Genomic DNA, 18,052 nt, shown 5'->3' on the forward strand with positions numbered 1-18,052 from the left:
GAGCGCCGTCGACATGGGTGCAGAGCGGCGCGGGTGGCTTACCCACCGCCTCAAACGGACGGGGGACATCCCACACGTACGAGGACAGGATTTCCGTCCCAGTAGGCGTGACACGTCCCCGTGCCTGCAGAAGGTCCCCGCCGACGGCGGCGGAGCATGAGGACCGGCCGGAGCCGCCCCCGACAGGCACGCCCTCCGACCTGGGTAGGAAGCACACCGAGATCCACCATCCTTTGGACGGATACGAGCCGACGGGGAATCATTCGGCAGCTCGATGCGCCATGGACCACCATCACACAGGATGGGGTCATGACCGCCATCACGACCTCTCGCCCCATGAGCCACGAATTCGCCCCCGTCGGCGAGAGCCTCGGACATCGTTGGCTCAAGAACATCCTGACCGCCGCCCTTGCCGGCATTCTCTGCCTGGTGCTCATCGGTGTCACGCGCACCGCGTCCGCGCTGATCGCCGGCGGGAGCACGACGGCTGAAGAGTAAGCACGCCTTCCTACCCGTCTCACAAGACCCTGTCCCGGCCTCCACGACAGGCGGTGGACGGGGACATCCACGCGTACGGGTGCAGAGTTTCTGCCCCCGTAGGCGTGAGACGTCCTCGTGGACGGACGGAGGTCGACGGCGGGAGCGAGACCGCGGACAGGCTCAGTCGCCGGCGCCGTGGAAGACGGCCTCGAGGTTGTTGCCGTCGGGGTCGAGGACGAAGGCCCCGTAGTAGCCGGGGTGGTAGTGCGGGCGCTCGCCGGGCGCGCCGTTGTCGGCGCCTCCCGCCGCCAGGGCAGCCTCATGGAAGGCATCCACCTGCGCCGTCGACGACGCCGTCACAGCGACATGGCAGGGCGTCGGACTCTCCGCCGGGGCCAGCCACAGGTCCGCGTGCACCGGGGCGCCCTCCGGCGCACCGGGCACCGGCCCGCCCAAGCCGGTAACGGGCCCGAACTCCATGACGACGCGGTATCCGAGCGGCGCGAGCGCCGCCTCGTAGAAGGCCTTGGAGGCCACCGGATCACTGACACTCACCGAGGCGTGATCAATCATGTCTCCAGGGTAGCCATTTCAGACGCCGAGCCGGGCGTTTCTCGCGTAGCCCGACGGAAATACCGTAGGACTACGCGAGAAACGCCCGGCTCGGCGGCAGGAGGTTGGAGGGGAGGGGTCAGAACAGGGCCGGCAGAACGGCCTCGACGTCGGCCCCGAGCTCGGCCAGGTCCAGGACGAGGGGACGCCCGGCCCCACCGTCGGAGAGCAGGTCGCTGCCGGCCACGACGAGCAGGTCGCCGCCGGTGGTACCCAGGCGGGCCACGGCGACGTCCTCGGCCTCGGCGGCCGCGGTCACGGCGGGCACGAGCTCCTCGCGCACGGCAACGATCGCGCGGGCACCGGACTCGGAGAACAGGGCGGTGAAGTCGTCCACGCCCTCCTCCTGGATGGCGGTCAGGTCCACGCTGGCGCCGACGCCGCAGCGCAGGCAGGAGTCCACGAGGGTCTGGATGAGCCCGCCGGCGGAGCAGTCATGGGCCGCGCGCACGAGCGGCTCGCCGCCGGGCCCCTCCGCCTCGCTGAGGGCCAGCAGGACCCGCCCGAGGGCCATCTCCGCCTCGAGGTCGACGCGCGGGGGCAGCCCGCCGAGGTGATCGTGGACCACGCGGGACCAGGCCGAGCCGTCGAGCTCGTCGGCGGTGACGCCCAGCGCCATGATGGCCAGACCCTCCTCGTGCCAGCCCGAGGGGTTGGCCCGGCGCACATCGTCCATGACGCCCAGGACGCCGACGACGGGGGTGGGGTTGATCGAGGAGTCGATCCGCCCCTTGACCTTGCCGTGGGAGTTGTAGAGGGAGACGTTACCGCCGGTGACCGGCACCCCCATGACGGCGCAGGCGTCGGCCAGGCCGGTGATGGCCTCGACGAGCTGCCACATGGCGTCGGGGTCCTCCGGCGATCCGAAGTTGAGGCAGTCGGTGACGGCCAGGGGCCGGGCGCCCACGGTGCACACGTTGCGGTAGGACTCGGCCAGGGCCTGGGCGGCGCCGGTGGCGGGGTCGAGCTTGGTGAAGCGGCCGTTGGCGTCGGTGGAGATGGCGACGCCGCGGCCGGTGGCCTCGTCGACACGGATGACGCCGGCGTCGTCTGGCTGGCACAGGGCAGTGTCGCCGCGCACGAACCGGTCGTACTGGTCGGTCACCCAGGCGGTGGAGACCTGGTTGGGACTGGTGACGACGGCGCGCACCTGCTGGTCGAGCTCGGCGGCGCTTTCGGGGCGGGCCAGAGCCTCAGTGGTGTCCGCGTTGAGCTCGTCCTGCCAGGCGGGGCGGGCGTAGGGGCGATCGTAGGTGGGGCCCTCGTGGGCCACGGTGCGCGGGTCGACGTCGACGATCCGCTCCCCGAAGTGGTCGATGGTCAGGCGGCCCGATCCGTTGACCTCGCCGATGACGGCGGCCTCGACGTCCCACTTGTCGATGACGGCCATGAACGCCTCGAGCTTGTCGGGGGCGACGACGGCCATCATGCGCTCCTGGGACTCACTCATGAGGATCTCGCCGGCGGTCAGGGTGGGGTCGCGCAGCAGCACCTCCTCCAGGTCCACGTGCATGCCGCCGTCACCGTTGGAGGCCAGCTCGGAGGTGGCGCAGGAGATGCCGGCGGCGCCCAGGTCCTGGATGCCGAGCACGAGCCCGGCGCCGAACAGGTCGAGGCAGCACTCGATGAGGACCTTCTCCATGAAGGGGTCACCCACCTGGACGCTGGGGCGCTTGGCGGGCATGCCGTCCTCGAAGGACTCCGACGCCAGGATGGAGGCACCGCCGATCCCGTCTCCACCAGTGCGCGCCCCGAAGAGAACCACCTTGTTGCCGGCGCCCGTGGCGTTGGCCAGGTGGATGTCCTCGTGGCGCAGCACGCCCACGCACAGGGCGTTGACCAGCGGGTTCTCCTGGTAGGAGGAGTCGAACTCGGTCTCGCCGCCGATGTTGGGCAGGCCCAGGGAGTTGCCGTAGGTGCCCACGCCGGCCACGACGCCGTGGACGACGCGCGCGGTGTCGGGGTGGTCGACGGCGCCGAAGCGCAGCTGGTCCATGACGGCCACGGGCCGCGCCCCCATGGAGATGATGTCGCGCACGATGCCGCCCACGCCGGTGGCGGCCCCCTGGTAGGGCTCGACGTAGCTGGGGTGGTTGTGGGACTCGACCTTGTAGGTCACGGCCCAGCCGTCGCCGATGTCGACGACGCCGGCGTTCTCCCCCATGCCGACCAGCAGGTGCTCGCGCATCTCGGGGGTGGTCTTGGCGCCGAACTGGCGCAGGTGGACCTTGGAGGACTTGTAGGAGCAGTGCTCGGACCACATGACCGAGTACATGGCCAGCTCGGCGTTCGTGGGACGCCGTCCCAGCAGCTCGCGGATGGACTCGTACTCATCGGCCTTGAGCCCCAGCTCCTTCCAGGGCATCTCCCGCTCGGGGGTCGCGGCGGCGTCGGCGACGGTGTCGGGGTGGGCGGCTGGGATCGCGGGCTCGGGCGCCATGGGTGCTCCTGGTCGATGAGGGAGTGCGGCCGGGCCAAGCCTACCCGCGCCCCATGGCGCCTCACATCAGCACCCGGCCGAGACCGCGCCACGCCCGTACCAGACTCGGCCCCCCCCCCGCGGAATCCGGCCGAAAAACATCGAGAAATGGCAACGAGGCGCCACGCCCACCCTCAAAGTGCTGCGCCTCACACGATTTCGAGGGAAGATCATGGCATGAGAGACATCGACGTCGCCCCACTGCCCTTGTCGCACCTGGAGAGCCACCTGGACGAGGTGGCCGTCAGACGGCTGCACACGAGCCTGGCGGGTGCCGAGGCCCTGCTGGAGGGACGCACCGTGTGGACGGTGACGCCGTCGGCTGCCGCCGGTTCGGGACCGGCGGAGACGGTCGCACCCCTTGTGGGATACGCCCTGGGTACCGGCCTCGACGTGCGCTGGCTGAGCCTGGACGCCCCTGCGGAGTTCACCCGGATCGCGGCCCGCCTGCACGCCGGCATCCACGGCGACCGCGGCGACGGCGGCAAGCTCGGGGACAAGCAGCGCGACATCTACGAGCACGTCCTGTCCTCCAACGCGGAGAACATCGTCGACGAGGTCCGCCCCGACGACGTCGTCATCCTCCACGACCCGCCCACGGCGGGCCTGGCCAAGGCCCTCAAGGCCGTGGGCGCCACGGTCATCTGGCGCTGCCACGCCGGGGCCGAGGGAGCGGGCGAGGCCGCCGACTACGCCTGGGCCTTCCTGGACCGCTACCTGGAGGACGTGGACCTCGTCGTCGTCTCCCGCCCCGAGTACCGCCCGCCCTACATCGAGGCCGAGCACTGCGCGGTCCTGGCCCCCTCCATCGATGCCGACTCCCCCAAGAACCGGGTCCTGGACCTGGACGAGGCCTGGTCGGTGGCACGCCTGTCCGGGATCTTCGCCGGCGAGCCCCCCTTCGAGGCCGTTCCCTTCCTGCGCCACGACGGGCGCGCCGACGCCTTCCGCGGCCTGGCCGATGACCCGGTCCTGACCGGTGGCCCGGTGCCGCTGGGCGCCCGGGTCATCACCCAGGTCAACCGCTGGGACCGCCTCAAGGGCGGTCTGGAGCTGGTGGAGGCCTTCGCCGAGCACATCGCCCTGCTGCCCGAGGACGCCCACCTGCTGCTGGTCGGCCCCACCCCGGACGGATCCGAGTCGCAGGCCGCCCTCGCCCAGATCGTGGAGCGCTGCTCGGTGCTGCCCGACTCGATCGCCTCCCGGATCCACGTGGCCGCGGTGAGCATGGAGGACCGGGAGGTCAACGCCACCGTCGTCAACGCCGTCCAGCGGGTCAGCTCGGTGGTGACCCAGCGCTCTCTTGTCGAGGCCTTCGGGCTGACCGTGGCCGAGGCGATGTGGAAGAAGGCCCCGGTGGTCGCCTCCGCGGTGGGCGGCATCCGCGACCAGATCGACGACGGCGTCGACGGCGTCCTGGTCGACCCGGCCGACGGCGCGGCCTGGGCCGAGGCCGTGCGCGACCTGCTGCTCTTCCCCGAGCGGGCCCGGGAGATGGGGCTGGCCGCGCACGAGTCCGTGCGCCGGGAGTTCCTGTCCAACCGACACCTGCAGGACCTCCTGGACATCGTGGCCGACCTGGTGGGCTAGGGCCTGTTGCGAGAGCAGGATGGAGCACCTTGTGTTCGTACCTTATGTCGCGCGTTCGTACCCTCTACCCCTCGAACACGCGACATAAGGTACGACCGCGACGTCGACGACTGGTCGACACCAGCACCACACACAGGTACACAAATCATCATGAGTACAAATCATTATTTGTGCTAGGGTGGGGCTGTCGACCTGAGGAGGAGCGTGTGGGAGCAACAGAGGCGATCGATGTCGATACTGCGCTGCGGGCGCTGGCCGACGGGAACCGTCGGGCGATCCTGCGAGTCATCCGCTCGGGGCCGCAGCCCGTCGGTGTCGTTGCACAAGCGGTTGGGATGTCGCAGCAGACCGCCTCGCATCATCTCCGGACTCTTCAGAGAGCGGGACTGGCAACCGTCACCACCGATCACACGCGCCGCCTGTACGCACTCAACACGGACGGACTCGCGGCAGTGCGCTCCTACCTCGACGACTTCTGGCCCGAGAGGCTGGCGGCCCTCAAGTCCGCCGTCGAGCAGCGAGAGGAGAAGCGGCATGGCTGAGTTCCGGGACTTCATCGAGATCGAGGCGCCCCCGCAGGTGGTGTTCGAGTACCTCACCACCAACGAGGGCATGACGGCGTGGATGGGGCAGTACGCAGATCTCGACCCGACGCCGGGTGGCCGGTTCGCGGTCGATATCGCCGGCTATCCCGTGCGGGGTGAGTACCTCATGGTCGAGCCCTTCAAGCGCGTGGTGGTCTCGTGGGGGTTCGCCGGCAATGACGAGCTGCCCGCCGGCGCGTCCAGGGTCGAGTTCATCCTGACTCCGATCACAGGCGGCACGCGTGTGGACCTGCGCCACATCGACCTGCCGGAGCCCGAGGTCCGTGGGCACGCGCACGGCTGGGCCCACTTCATGCCCCGCCTCGCGGTTGTCGGTGCAGGCGGGGACGCCGGACCGGACCACTGGCAGCCCTTGACCGACTGATCGCCGATAGGAGATGAAACCATGGCAGCAATGGCGCCCGAGCAGCGCATCCTCGTGCGGCGCGTCCTCGAGCACGTGGATGATGAACCAGACGTGCGAGAGGTCTCCATGTTCGGAGGCCGCGCGATCATGGTCAACAACAAGATGATCGTCAGCGTCGGAAGGAACGGCGACCTCCTGGTACGTGTCGCCGCCGACCGCCATGAAACGCTCCTGAGTGAGCCGGGTGCCGAGCAGGCCCAGATGGGAGCCGGACGAGACATGGGGCTCGGCTGGATCACTGTCGCCCCCGAGGTCATCGCCGACGACGGCCGCCTCGCCTTCTGGGTTGACATGGCCATGAGGCACAACCGCGCCATCACCAGAGGGGAATCGAGGAGCCAGGGATCATGAGCGCCTTCCAAGGACTGCCGGTGGGCCTGTTCGAGTTCTTCGCCGAACTGGAGCAGGACAACTCGAAGGACTTCTGGAACGCCAACAGGCAGCGATGGCAGCAAGACGTGAAAGCACCCATGAGTGCACTGGTTGACGAGCTCTCCACCGAGTTCGGCCCGTTGCGTATGTTCCGCCCCAACCGCGACCTACGCTTCGCCCGAGACAAGTCCCCTTACAAGCTCTGGACAGGCGCCACCAGCACTCCTGACGCCACCGGCGGCATCGGCTACTACCTCAGCGTGTCGACCACCGGTATCACCACCGGTTACGGAGCCATGCGGATGACCGCCGACCAGCTCCGCCGCTTCCGGGACGCCATCGACGCCGACGTCACCGGACCCCGGTTCGAGGAGATCACCCAACAGCTCTCCGCACAGGGGCTGCCCGTCACTCCCGGAGCCGATCAGCCACTGAAGAACGCGCCGCGTGGCTGGCCGATAGACCATCCCCGCATCCACTTCCTCAGGTGGAAAGGAGCGGCAGTCGTTCAAGAGTGGACCACCGGCACCTGGATGCACACCCCTCAGGCACGCGAGAGAATCCGAGACGTCTGGGCCGCCGCCGAGCCTCTCAAAGCCTGGCTCGACGTGCACGTCTCCCAGCACAACCACTGACCAGTGAGCGGCCAGCAGTCGTGTGTCGGAGAGTCGGTTCAGGGGACTTCGTCACATCGTGAGCGGAGTTATCCACAAGCCGTGTCCACAGGCTTGTGCAGGGGTGTGTGGGTTCTTGGGATGTCGCCACTCCCCCTGTGCACAGGACCCGTTCGAGACCTCCAACCCGGGTGAGCGATCACGCTGGAGGCTTCCCACAAACGCCGCCACGGACCTTGAGCCATCATCGCTATAGACAGAGTTTTGGCTGAAAAGACAGGGAAACCATCCGATCAGTCGGGCCTTGTCCGCGGGATTCCAAGGGCCACGACCCCGGCGGCAGTGACTGCACATTCTTCATCGTCGTGCAACTCGAACGTAACCGCTCCGGAGAGGTCCGGGCAAGGAGTCACCCCGCCCTCTCCACAGTTCTACACAGGCCCGACGCGGATCTGTGGATAACTCGGAGGGACGGGGTGTCCTGGTTCTCCCCCTTGATGGCCGTCAGGGACGGCGCGGCCGAGGCGGGCCCAGCGGCGTCAGACAGCCAGCAGCGAGTCGATGGCGGAATGGAAGATCCCCAGCCCGTCGGTCCCGGTGCGCGGGCCGGCCTGCGAGCCGGGACCGAAGCCGGGCTCGACGGCGTGCTCGGGGTGAGGCATGAGGCCGACGACGTTGCCTCGCTCATTGCGCACGCCGGCGATGTCACGGGCCGAGCCGTTGGGGTTGTCCACGTAGCGGAAGACGACGAGTCCCTCGCCCTCAAGACGGTCGAGATCCTCGGGTGAGGCGATGAAGTTGCCCTCCCCGTTCTTCATGGGGACGATGATCTCCTCCCTGTCCGTGAACCGGTTGGTCCAGGCGGTCTGCGCGTTCTCGATGCGCAGGCGCTGCTCGACGCAGATGAAGCGCTGGTTCGCGTTGCGCAGGAGGGCGCCGGGCAGGAGGTGGGCCTCGGCGAGGATCTGGAAGCCGTTGCAGATGCCGAGCACCGGCATGCCGCGCTCGGCGGCAGCCACGACCTCCTCCATGACGGGGGCGAAGCGGGCGATGGCACCGCAACGCAGGTAGTCGCCGTAGGAGAAGCCTCCGGGGACGACGACGGCATCCACCCCGCGTAAGTCGGCATCCTTGTGCCACAGGCTCACCGGCTCGGCACCCGCCAGGCGCACGGCGCGGGCGGCGTCGACGTCGTCGAGGGTTCCGGGGAAGGTGATAACGCCGATCCGGGCAGCGGGAGAGGTACTGAGAGAGTCGCTCACGGCTCAGGCCTCCTCATCGGCGGCCACGGAGACAACGTCCTCGATGATCGGGTTGGACAGGAGGGTGTCGGCGGCCTCGCGGGCGGCGACCAGGTGCTCCTCGGTGACGGGTCCCTCCACGCTCAGCTCGAAGCGGCGGCCCTGGCGCACGCCGGTGAACTGGTCGAACCCGAGGCGGGGAAGGCTCCCGACGACGGCCTTGCCCTGGGGGTCAAGGATCTCGGGCTTGGGCATGACCTCGACGACGATGCGTCCCATGGGTGCTCCTCAGATAAGGCGGGATGAGTGCGCAGCCAAGACTACCCGGACTTGGCCAGGGGCATTCGTCCGGCCGGCTCGCGCCGGCTCAGACCTGTCCGAGCCACTCACCGGCCAGGCGGATCGCGACGATTCCGCCCAGCGTCAGGGCGGCGGTGGCGATGAGCCAGCTCGGTCCCAGGATGAGAGCGACGACGGCACAGACCACCGCGCTGGCGAGCATAAAGCCGCCCACCGCCCCGGCCACGCCAGCAGGGGCGTGGGTCGACTGGTCGACGGTGGAGGTTCCCATGATCGGCTTGGGGGCGGAGTCCACGGTGGGGGCCGTCTCGTCGCCGCGCTCGGAGGTGCCGAGCAGGAACGGGCCGCGAGCACGTGCCACCAGCCGGTCGGGGTCGTTGACCTTGACGGTCCCGGTGGTCAGGCCCGCGGCGGCGTCGAGCACGCCGGGCTTCCAGCGCTCGGCCTCGCGGCGCACCGGGGTGCCTCCCGCCCAGGCCAGGTAGCCGGCCGCAGCCACCAGCCCGGCCCCACCGAGAACCGCGACGAGCCACGGCGGGATCCACAGGTGGCCGGCCTCAGCGTTGCGGGCCAGGTTCATGGCGGAGACGGTGGCCAGGACCAGGCCCAGCAGGGCGAAGGCGACTCCGGCCAGGCGCTGCTTGCGCAACGCCGCGGGCCAGGGGGACCGGGTGCGGCTGCTGGAGCTCTTGGCGGGTCCACGGCCCACTCCCCAGTCGGTGCCGGAGGAGGAACGGCGGGGGCCACGCCCTTTGGCGGGTCCGCGGCCCACCCCCCAATCGGTGCCGCCCTGCGCCTTGATCTCCTCGGCGTCCAGGGCGTTGGTGGCCGCCTCCCAGGCGCTGGACTCGGCCAGGATGCCGGCGTCCTCCTCGGGTTCGGGGGCGGCAGCCGGGCCGGCGGGCATGGTGCCGGCAGTGCCGGCAGCGACATTGGCAGTGGCCTGGGGCGCCGCGGCGGGGGCGGCACCGGAGGAGGCCGTGGGCCGAGCCTGGTACCCGTAGCCGCTGGGAGATGGCGCTCCGGCGCCGGGGGTCTCAGCGGGGGCCGCGGGAGCGGACGGTGGTGGCGCATCGGCACCGGAGGCGCTGCCGGCGCTGGAGGAGGTGGTGGGCACAGCCGTGGGGCGGCCCTGGGAGATGGTGAAGACGCGGGTGGTGGTGGCTCCGGATCGGGGCGCGTCGTTCGGTCCGTCGACGGCGGTGGGGCGCACGACGGGTCGCGGGGAGCGGCCGTCGTTGACGACGCCGGCAGCGGGCCTTCCCTGCTGGGTGCTAGCAGTGGCCACGGAGCTGGTGGCTGCGGACGTGGCACTCTCGGGAGCGGGCTCAACGGGCTCGCCTCGGTCCTCGGAGGCATCGTCGAGGCCGTTGTCGTCACCGTCCGACACCGGCCTCTCGCCCAGGGCGTCGCCTGCTGCCTCGGTCGCGGTGTCATCCGCCGCACCGGCCTCGGCGTCGTCGACGGCGTCAGCGGCCGCAGTGCGAGTCACGGCGTCATCCGCTGCGCCGCCGTCCGCAGCGGTGCGCTGATCGGGCCCTGAGGACTCTTCAAGAGCGCTCTCCGGAGCGCTTGCCGTCGCGCTGGGCCCGCGTCCGTAACCTCGGCCGTCGCGCACGGAGACCGGGGAGGCGGGAGAGCCGGCGGACAGGGCGGAGCCGGCCCAGCCGGAGTCGTCCCCGGCGGCGTCGGCCAGGTCGATGGCGATGGCGGCGTCGACGGCGTCGGCGGTTCCCGAGGCGATGGCCTGGGCGGCCGCCGAGCGCATGTCCTCCTCCGTCATGACCGCGGCGCTGCTTGCGCTGCCGGCCTCGCCGACTCTTCTGGCGCCGTCGGCCGAGCCGGCAGCGGATGTGGCGGAGACGCCGGAGGCGGCCGAGGCGACTGAGCCGGTGGAGGCGGGGTTGTTGCTGGGGCGGACGACCTCAAGCCGCCCGCTGCCGCCCGGCCGAGTGGCGGCGTTCTTCGGACGCGGGGCCTTCTTGGGCATGATGCCCCAGTTGACGGGGCCCTGCTCGTTGTCGGGACGTCGGTCACGGGGAGTCATGAGATCACCTGTCCCAGGATGGAGGCGAGCCCCAGGGCCACGAGCACGAAGCCGGTGGCGCCGAGCAGGAGCTGGCCGACACGGATGAGGGTCTCGCCGGTGGAGGTCCCGGCCAGGCGCTCGTCGGCCGCGCGCCCGAAGGATGTCGCGGCCAGCGCGGTGGTGACCGGGCCGGAGACCACGTCGAGCGTGGTCAGCTCGCGTCGGCCGGTCGACTCGGGGACCAGCACCTTGGTCCCCGGCACGGTAAGCGTGGCCAGATCGGTTCCGGGCTGAGCCACGCCGGCGTCGTCGGATCCGGAGCCGCGCTGCGAGGACTGGGAGCCTCTGCTCGCCTTGCCCTTGGGACTCCTGCCGCTCGTCGCGCTCGCGGCCTTCTTGGGGGACTCGGCCTGCTGACGGGCCTGAGCCGCGCGGACCCGGTTACGCTCCAGCCGCAGGCGGGGGGCATTAACCACCAGAGAGCGGGCGGAGAGCCTCAGGGAGGCGAGCATGCCGAGCCCTACGAGGATGAGAGCGGTTCCACCCAGGACGCGGGAGGTCCCGGTGACCCCGAGGGCGGAGGTGATGGCGGCCGACAGCGCCAGGACGATGGTCAGGACAGTGAGGCCGACGAGAGCGTAGAAGCCCGGCCCCGGTTTGAAGGCGCGGGTGGTGGCACTCATATCAGGGACGTCTGAGGTGGAAGAGGTCGTGGTCATGACAGCTCCAGGGGGCGGCCGGTCAGTCGCTCGTAGGCCTCGAGGTAGCGGGCCCGGGTCCGCTCGACGACGACATCGGGCAGGGCCGGAGGCTCCTGACCGCTGCCGCGGTCCCAGCCGGAGGCCGACGAGGTGAGCCAGTCGCGCACGTACTGCTTGTCGAAGGAGGGGGTGACCCGGCCGGGTTCCCAGGCGTCGGCGGGCCAGAAGCGGGAGGAGTCGGGGGTGAGGACCTCATCGCCCAGGACCAGGGAGCCGCTGGCATCGGTGCCGAGCTCGAACTTGGTGTCGGCCAGGATGATGCCGCGCTCGCCGGCGACCTGGGCGGCCCGGGTGTAGAGGGCCAGGGTCGTCCCGCGCAGGGCGGTGGCGGCCGTCTCTCCCACCATGTGGGTGACGCGTTCGAAGGTGACGTTCTCGTCGTGCTCGCCGAGCTCGGCCTTGGCGGCCGGGGTGAAGATCGGCTCGGGCAGGCGGGAGGCCTCAGTCAGGCCCTCGGGCAGGGGCACGCCGCACACGGACCGGTTCTCCTGGTACTCGGCCAGGCCCGAGCCGGTGAGGTAGCCGCGGGCCACGCACTCCACGGGGTACATGTCCAGCCGCCGGCAGATCATGGCGCGCCCGGCGACCTGATCGGGAACGTCGAGGGAGACGAGGTGGTTCGGGACGACGTCGGCGAGCTGCTCGAACCACCAGGCGCTCAGGGCGGTGAGGACTCTGCCCTTGTCCGGGATCGGGGTGGACAGGATGTGGTCGTAGGCGCTGATGCGGTCCGAGGCGACCACGAGGAGCACGTCCTGACCGGCCCAGGGCCCCTCGGCGGTGGGCACGTAGACGTCCCGGACCTTGCCGCTGGAGCGGTGCTCCCAGCCTGGGACGGCGGGGGCCTGAGAGGCGGGTGCTGGGGCTCCGGGGTTGACGGAGGCGGAGCTCGCGGGCTGAGTCATACCCCCATCCTGCCATCGGCGGGCGCCCTGTGTCCGATTCCGACCGGCGGCGTCGGCTGTGCGAGTACACGGGACGAACGCTCCATCACACCGCGGAATGGCACCGCAAAGTCCGAGCTAAACCGACCGCCGTCGCGATCGCCCACCGGAGCAAATCCGACCGGAGGGCGGGCGGTGGCATCAGGCAGGTCACGTTCTGATCACGGGGTGGCACAACGCTGATGTGGGTCAACATCGAGCCCCGCACGCGCTGAGGCACGCGCGGCGGGATCCGGCGGTGGGCCTCAGAAATTGTCGCGGCCTGTGGAGTTGCTCTCGGAAGAAGTGGGGATCTACTCGCTGGTACCGGCGCCGGCGGCGCGGGCGATGTCGGTGCGGTACTGGGCGCCCTCGAGGTCGATGCGCTCCACGGCCTCGTAGGCGCGCGTCCGCGCCTCCTCCACACTGCCGCCCAGGGCGACCACGGACAGGACGCGCCCGCCGGTGGCCACCAGCTCGCCGCGCTCGGTGGTGCCGGTGCCGGCGTGCAGAACATGGACGTCGTCGAGCTCCTCGGCGGCCTCGACCCCCGTGATGGCGCCGCCGGTCGTCACGGTCCCGGGGTAGCCGGGGGCGGCGATGACGACATCGACGGCGCTCTGCTCGGACCAGGTGGGCTCGGGTGCCTCGGCCAGGGCGCCGGTGGCGGCGGCGTGGAGCAGCTCGGGCAGCGAGGAGGTCAGGCGGGCCAGGACGGCCTGGGTCTCGGGGTCGCCGAAGCGCACGTTGAACTCGACGACGCGCAAGCCACGACTGGTCAGGGCCAGGCCGCAGTAGAGCAGGCCGATGAAGCTGGTGCCGCGGCGGGCCATCTCGTCGACGACGGGCTGGGCGACCTCGCGCACCACCTGCTCGGCAAGGTCGGCCGGCGCCCAGGGCAGGGGCGAGTAGGCGCCCATGCCGCCGGTGTTGGGGCCGGCATCGGCGTCGAGGAGACGCTTGAAGTCCTGGGCGGGGGCCAGAGGGCGGACGGTGGCGCCGTCGCACACGCAGAACAGGGAGGCCTCGGGCCCGTCGAGGTAGTCCTCGACGACGACGCGGCCGCCGCCCCGGGTCAGGCAGGCACGGCCATGGGCCATGGCGACGGGGCGCTCATCGGTGACGACGACGCCCTTGCCGGCGGCCAGACCGTCCTCCTTGACGACGTAGGGGGCCCCGAAGCGGTCCAGGGCGGAGGTCAGCTCGGCCTCGGTGGCGCACACGGCGGCCTCGGCGGTGGGTACGCCGGCGGCGGCCATGACCTCCTTGGCGAAGGCCTTCGAGCCCTCCAGGCGGGCGGCCTCAGCGCTGGGACCGAAGCAGGGGATCCCCGCATCACGCACGGCGTCGGCGACACCGGCCACCAGGGGCGCCTCGGGACCGACGACGACGAGGTCCGCCCCCATCTGGGTGGCCAGGGCCACGACCTCCTCGGGGATGCAGGGGTCGATGTTGAGGTTCGTGGCGATGGCCGCGGTCCCGGGGTTGCCGGGGGCGACGACGAGCTCGGTGGTCTGCGGGTCACGGGCGAGGGCACGGGCCAAGGCGTGCTCGCGCGCGCCGGAGCCGAGGAGCAGGATCTTCACGGCGTCAGCCTAGATGATGGAGGCCGCATCATGCCCGGAATCGCGGGCACCGGACGTCTTGGCACCGATCCAGTCCAACCAGTTTCTCGGGAGAACCATCCTCACCGCCCTCAACACCAGGTCCGCTCAGGCGGGTTCCGGGCCGGCGTGGCGCCGGGCGGCAATCTGAGACGGATCGCGGCGGCCGTGCCCCTCAGAAGGCGTAATACAGAGAATCAAAAAGTGGTGAGCAGGAAGCGTGCGCCATGCGGGTCAGCGACCTCCACCATGCGCCCGAACGTGAAGTCGATGGGCTCAACGACGACGCTCCCGCCGAGCTCGCGCACCCGCTGGGTGGCGGCGTCGGCGTCCTCGACCCCGAAGTAGATGCGCCAGCGTGAGGGGACCTCCTCGTCCCCGAAGTAGCCGGCCCGTCCGACGCCGCTGACGGACCTGCCCCCGACGACGCTCGTGTAGAAGGGCTGCTCCTGGTCGGCGATGGTCAGCCGACGGGTGGACCACCCGGCGGCCTCCCGGTAGAAGCGCTCGGCCAGCTCCAGGTCGCTGGACAGGACGTCGAACCACACCGGCATCCCGGCCTGGTAGGGGTAGGGACCCTCGCAGTCCGCATCTTCCAGGAGCCCGACGATGTTGCCGTCGGGGTCGGAGGCGAGGGCGTAGGCCATGGTCTCGGTGACATGAGTGGGCTCCACAACAACACTCCCTCCGGTCCTCTCAGCGGCGCCGGCTGCGGTGCGGACGTCGTCGACCACGAAGCTCACCCGCCAGCCGGGGTCCCCGTGCACCTCCTCGGCGGGCTCGAAGGAGCCGATGAGCCGACCGTCCTGATGCACCTCAGTGGTCAGTGGCTCACCCGGTTCGGCACGGGTGATCTCCCAGCCGAGAAGGTCCCGGTAGAAGGCCGCCGAGGCGTCGATGTCCGGTGTGTACAGCTCGATCCAGCAGGGAAAGCCGGCAAGGCGCTCAGCGGGCAGGGCATTGGCGGTGGTGTCGGTCATCAGTGGCTCCTTACGTATCCAGCTGCGTGTCGGGGGACGTTGTGACGCTCCACGACGGTAGGCCGGCCGGCACTCCAAAGACGACTCCGATCCTGCTCTCTTGAGAGGCGCCCCGTTTCGGACCACCTCAGACGACCGTCAGACGACCATCGCCGCCAGGGCCACGAGGACCGCGGGATCCCAGGGGAGGGCGGCGCGCACCGGAAGAGTGACGGCGCCGATGACGGGTGCCGACGGGACACGGAGCCTCGCGACGAGAGGGCTTGTGGGGGCCAGGTGTTCGTGGACGCTGGCGCCGTCGGGAAGGATGGTGGCGAGGATCCAGGGGGTGCCCGGAACCACGGGCAGCTCCACCTCGTCAATACCGCGACGCAGCGTCCCGGTGGCCGGCAGCCCGCTGGGGACGGGGCGGTGAAAGGTACCGACCCACTGATAGGGGGCGGGTCCGAGCGCGCGGCGCATCTCCTCAGGGACTTCCGGGCGGACACGGATCCTCCCCGCAGCCGGCACCAGGAGGCTCACGGCCGGCAGGGTTCGCTCGGCGATCCGGTCGGCGATGCGACGCAGGGCGCCGGGCGGGATTCCGACGTCGCGCAGGAAGCGCCGGCTGAAGGTACCCACCGAGGTGTAGCCGACTTCGTGACAGGTCTCGGCCACGCCCATCCGGTGGGCGACGAGGAGGTGCTTGGCCTCGTGCAGTCGCCAGGCAGCCAGGTAGTCCATGGGCGAGGTTCCGACGGCGGCCGTGAAGACCCGGGTGAGGTGGGAGGGGCTGTAGGCGAGGTGCGCCGAGAGATCCCCAATGGTGACCCGATCGCGGAAATGGTTGCGCAGGTACCGGGTGGCTCGCAGCGCCAGATCGGCGGCGGTCTCGTCGAGCAGCCGACCCATCTGTGCGCCGTCGGCGGCTGGAGCCTCATGGGAGGAGCCTGGCGTCATGAGCCCGTCAGGTGAGTACTCGCGCATGACGTCACGTTACACAGCGGTGACCTCCGGGAGGAGGAGTGGCGCCCCAGCCACCAGGGACGGCTGGAGGGAAGGCCCGCCCAGCGCGGCGCAGCCGGGCCACGGTCGGACACCCGGCTCACGCTCGCATCCGTCGTCTTGAGTCTGGCTATCACATCTTGAGCGAGATAGGTTCCCACCCGCTCGTGGCGAGGGATCTGGAGTCTCCTATGTCGAGGGCTCCACCGGCCGATACGCCGAAATAGGTCGCCCCGTCAGAAAACCTGACTTGCTATGCTAGGACGACAACTGAAGCACGCCCAGAAAACAGATCGATGTCGACTCCCCAGAATCAACCCTCGTACCGGCCTCCCTATCAGGCTGTGCCCCCGTACGGACAGCAGCGCCCCCGCCCGACTCACGTGGGGAAGCTGATCACGGCGATCATCCTGCTCGTCGCTGGCCCATTTCTGGGACTGCTCATCGCGGGCATCGGTTCCGCCATCGTCGCCGCCACTACCGCCGCCAGCGGCGACGTCGTCACAAACGGACAGCAGGTCGCCCTGAGCAACAACGACGAACGCACCCTGTACGTATCAGACGACGCCTTCGCCCGCACCTGCACCGTCACCGCCCCTGACGGCAAAGAGGTCCCCACCTCCCGCAGCACCGGGACGCATATCTCCAACAACAACGGCGAGTTTGACTCCGCTCTGACATTCACAGCCGACAAGGCGGGAGACTACCGCGTCTCATGCGAGGGCCTGAGTGACACCGATAGGATCTATGTGGGCCCCACATTCACGTTCAGCAGGTTCACGGGGCTCTTCGTCGCAGCTCTGGTGTCCGGCGCGATTTGCTGGATCATCGCTGCCTTCCTTCTCGTCCGGCGCCACCGGGCCCTGGCCGCGCAGAATTAAGCGGACTGATCTCGCCGCGGTATCATCAAACCGATGCTCTTTTCGAGTATCTCGCGTTCTTGTTGCATGCCCTCATCCTGCACGGCGATATACCGGCCGCTCTCTCGGGTGACTCCATGGGCGACACCCCAGAGCCAGATGGCTTCACAGCGGGTGACTAACTGCTCCTGCCTCCGGCGAAAGTTCCCCCACGTGACACCGGCACCGTCCAGTGCGATCTGCCTCCCGTTGGCGTACACGACAAAGATCCTGTCCCCGACGACGAACAGGCCGGAGCGGGACTCCGGCCAGGCGCAGGTCCTCCTCCCCGCACGAATTCCTCGGTCATCCACGACGACTCGCTGGAAGCATCCATAGATCTTGTATAAGGGGTAGGCCATTAATACGGGAGCAAGGACAAGTAACAGCGCCGCGTAGAGCCGATCCGAGTCACTCACCGAGGCTGTTTCATAGAATAGCTGCTGAACGCTAACGAGGATGAACAGTACCCCCATTCCGATAAGGAAGAGTCCACCGTTGCAGAGATGTTCTTTGATTCTGCGCCAGACCGGGGTGCAGAACATAAGACGACTCTTTCTCATCATCTTGTCGGCCCCATGATTCTGACGAGCCTTCACCAGCCGAGGATCCTCGTGAACCGACTCAGCGTCAGAGACGATCCAGCCGTGTCTGCGAACATAATTCAACATGGCCCGGAGAGCAGCAGATCCCCTGTTGCTGGAATCATCCAGCGTCATGCCGAGAACACAACCTGGAAGCCTGATGAGATCGTCACGATCACCATTCACGAGTACGATCCGAGTTCGATCGATTCCTCCTTCGTATCCAGGCGCAGTCATATCAAGCGTCGAAAGCGTGAACCTTGAGAGCACTGACCTCCAAGGACGTCGCTCAGTGAACAGAAGACGCCGCATCTCAACACCGGACTCGCTCAGAACAGATCTACGTCGCGTAACATTTATCCCCCAGATCGTCGGAATGCTGAGCATCATAAGAACATACATGTCATCGGAGCGATAGAAGCCGCTCATCAGCGAGCCCAGCAATTGCGCCCCCGTTGACGCCATCCAGGCGACTCCCACGACGGCCGCCGCCATCGCGACGTACCGAACGAGCACTGAGCGCCTCAGTATCAGGCGTCCATCTGAGGTCTCAGTCGTCCACCCCCGCAGCGACTTGTTCCTGACTGGG

At 69.3% G+C, this 18,052-nt stretch carries 18 protein-coding genes; 7 read left to right on the forward strand and 11 right to left on the reverse strand.

The features are described 5' to 3' along the window. Positions 1-309: 309 nt before the first annotated feature. Entirely contained in the window at positions 310-498 is a 189-nt protein-coding gene (locus tag HMPREF9056_RS06915; protein WP_009746711.1) for a hypothetical protein, read from the forward strand. Between the two features lie 162 nt (positions 499-660). Here the strand turns inward: HMPREF9056_RS06915 and HMPREF9056_RS06920 are convergent, their stop codons facing one another. Together HMPREF9056_RS06920 and purL are read right to left on the reverse strand one after the other, a co-directional pair. Next, positions 661-1,053: a VOC family protein gene (locus HMPREF9056_RS06920; RefSeq protein ID WP_009746712.1), complete on the reverse strand. Its 393-nt coding sequence runs from the start codon at positions 1,051-1,053 to the stop codon at positions 661-663. Between the two features lie 118 nt (positions 1,054-1,171). After that, on the reverse strand, positions 1,172-3,532 hold the full coding sequence (gene purL / locus HMPREF9056_RS06925) for a phosphoribosylformylglycinamidine synthase subunit PurL (RefSeq protein ID WP_009746713.1): 2,361 nt from the start codon (positions 3,530-3,532) through the stop codon (positions 1,172-1,174). Positions 3,533-3,748: 216 nt separating this feature from the next. Here purL and HMPREF9056_RS06930 point away from each other — a divergent pair, with 216 nt between their 5' ends. The 5 genes from HMPREF9056_RS06930 to HMPREF9056_RS06950 all read left to right on the forward strand — a co-directional run bounded on the left by HMPREF9056_RS06930 (position 3,749) and on the right by HMPREF9056_RS06950 (position 7,179). Next, positions 3,749-5,161: a glycosyltransferase gene (locus HMPREF9056_RS06930; RefSeq protein ID WP_009746715.1), complete on the forward strand. Its 1,413-nt coding sequence runs from the start codon at positions 3,749-3,751 to the stop codon at positions 5,159-5,161. Between the two features lie 206 nt (positions 5,162-5,367). Further along, a complete protein-coding gene (locus HMPREF9056_RS06935) occupies positions 5,368-5,703 on the forward strand; it encodes a helix-turn-helix transcriptional regulator (RefSeq protein WP_009746717.1) in 336 nt (111 codons plus the stop codon). Further along, on the forward strand, positions 5,696-6,130 hold the full coding sequence (locus HMPREF9056_RS06940) for an SRPBCC domain-containing protein (protein ID WP_009746718.1): 435 nt from the start codon (positions 5,696-5,698) through the stop codon (positions 6,128-6,130). The genes HMPREF9056_RS06935 and HMPREF9056_RS06940 overlap by 8 nt, the downstream gene beginning before the upstream one ends. Positions 6,131-6,151: 21 nt before the next feature. Further along, positions 6,152-6,523 carry a TfoX/Sxy family protein gene (locus HMPREF9056_RS06945; RefSeq protein ID WP_034514163.1) on the forward strand — a complete coding sequence of 124 codons (372 nt, stop codon included), beginning with the start codon at positions 6,152-6,154 and terminating at the stop codon, positions 6,521-6,523. After that, positions 6,520-7,179, forward strand: coding sequence for a DUF2461 domain-containing protein (locus tag HMPREF9056_RS06950; RefSeq protein WP_009746720.1), 660 nt, complete (start codon positions 6,520-6,522; stop codon positions 7,177-7,179). The genes HMPREF9056_RS06945 and HMPREF9056_RS06950 overlap by 4 nt, the downstream gene beginning before the upstream one ends. Positions 7,180-7,697: 518 nt before the next feature. On the opposite strand, the gene purQ is transcribed toward HMPREF9056_RS06950, so the two are convergent. The 8 genes from purQ to HMPREF9056_RS06990 form a co-directional block, all read right to left on the reverse strand. After that, a complete protein-coding gene (gene purQ / locus HMPREF9056_RS06955; RefSeq protein ID WP_009746722.1) occupies positions 7,698-8,420 on the reverse strand; it encodes a phosphoribosylformylglycinamidine synthase subunit PurQ in 723 nt (240 codons plus the stop codon). Between the two features lie 3 nt (positions 8,421-8,423). Beyond that, entirely contained in the window at positions 8,424-8,678 is a 255-nt protein-coding gene (purS, locus tag HMPREF9056_RS06960; RefSeq protein ID WP_009746723.1) for a phosphoribosylformylglycinamidine synthase subunit PurS, read from the reverse strand. Between the two features lie 88 nt (positions 8,679-8,766). After that, positions 8,767-10,746, reverse strand: a complete 1,980-nt coding sequence (locus HMPREF9056_RS14675; RefSeq protein ID WP_009746724.1) for a hypothetical protein — start codon at positions 10,744-10,746, stop codon at positions 8,767-8,769. Next, positions 10,743-11,447, reverse strand: a complete 705-nt coding sequence (locus tag HMPREF9056_RS06970) for a hypothetical protein (RefSeq protein ID WP_009746725.1) — start codon at positions 11,445-11,447, stop codon at positions 10,743-10,745. Before HMPREF9056_RS06970 ends, HMPREF9056_RS14675 begins: the two co-directional genes overlap by 4 nt. After that, positions 11,444-12,394: a phosphoribosylaminoimidazolesuccinocarboxamide synthase gene (locus tag HMPREF9056_RS06975; RefSeq protein WP_009746726.1), complete on the reverse strand. Its 951-nt coding sequence runs from the start codon at positions 12,392-12,394 to the stop codon at positions 11,444-11,446. The genes HMPREF9056_RS06970 and HMPREF9056_RS06975 overlap by 4 nt, the downstream gene beginning before the upstream one ends. 332 nt (positions 12,395-12,726) lie before the next feature. Further along, complete coding sequence (gene purD / locus HMPREF9056_RS06980; RefSeq protein ID WP_009746727.1) at positions 12,727-13,998, reverse strand: phosphoribosylamine--glycine ligase; 1,272 nt, start codon at positions 13,996-13,998, stop codon at positions 12,727-12,729. Between the two features lie 215 nt (positions 13,999-14,213). After that, positions 14,214-14,996 carry a VOC family protein gene (locus HMPREF9056_RS06985; RefSeq protein WP_009746728.1) on the reverse strand — a complete coding sequence of 261 codons (783 nt, stop codon included), beginning with the start codon at positions 14,994-14,996 and terminating at the stop codon, positions 14,214-14,216. A gap of 138 nt (positions 14,997-15,134) precedes the next feature. Next, on the reverse strand, positions 15,135-15,962 hold the full coding sequence (locus HMPREF9056_RS06990; protein WP_009746729.1) for an AraC family transcriptional regulator: 828 nt from the start codon (positions 15,960-15,962) through the stop codon (positions 15,135-15,137). A 362-nt stretch (positions 15,963-16,324) separates the two neighbouring features. On the opposite strand from HMPREF9056_RS06990, the gene HMPREF9056_RS06995 reads away from it, so the two are divergent. Further along, positions 16,325-16,861: a hypothetical protein gene (locus HMPREF9056_RS06995; protein WP_253269965.1), complete on the forward strand. Its 537-nt coding sequence runs from the start codon at positions 16,325-16,327 to the stop codon at positions 16,859-16,861. Here the strand turns inward: HMPREF9056_RS06995 and HMPREF9056_RS07000 are convergent. Beyond that, positions 16,858-17,979, reverse strand: a complete 1,122-nt coding sequence (locus tag HMPREF9056_RS07000; RefSeq protein WP_253269966.1) for a hypothetical protein — start codon at positions 17,977-17,979, stop codon at positions 16,858-16,860. The two genes, HMPREF9056_RS06995 and HMPREF9056_RS07000, sit on opposite strands and share 4 nt — an antisense overlap. Positions 17,980-18,052 lie beyond the last annotated feature (73 nt).

It is taken from the genome of Actinomyces sp. oral taxon 170 str. F0386 (assembly GCF_000195595.1).
Lineage (GTDB): Bacteria > Actinomycetota > Actinomycetes > Actinomycetales > Actinomycetaceae > Actinomyces.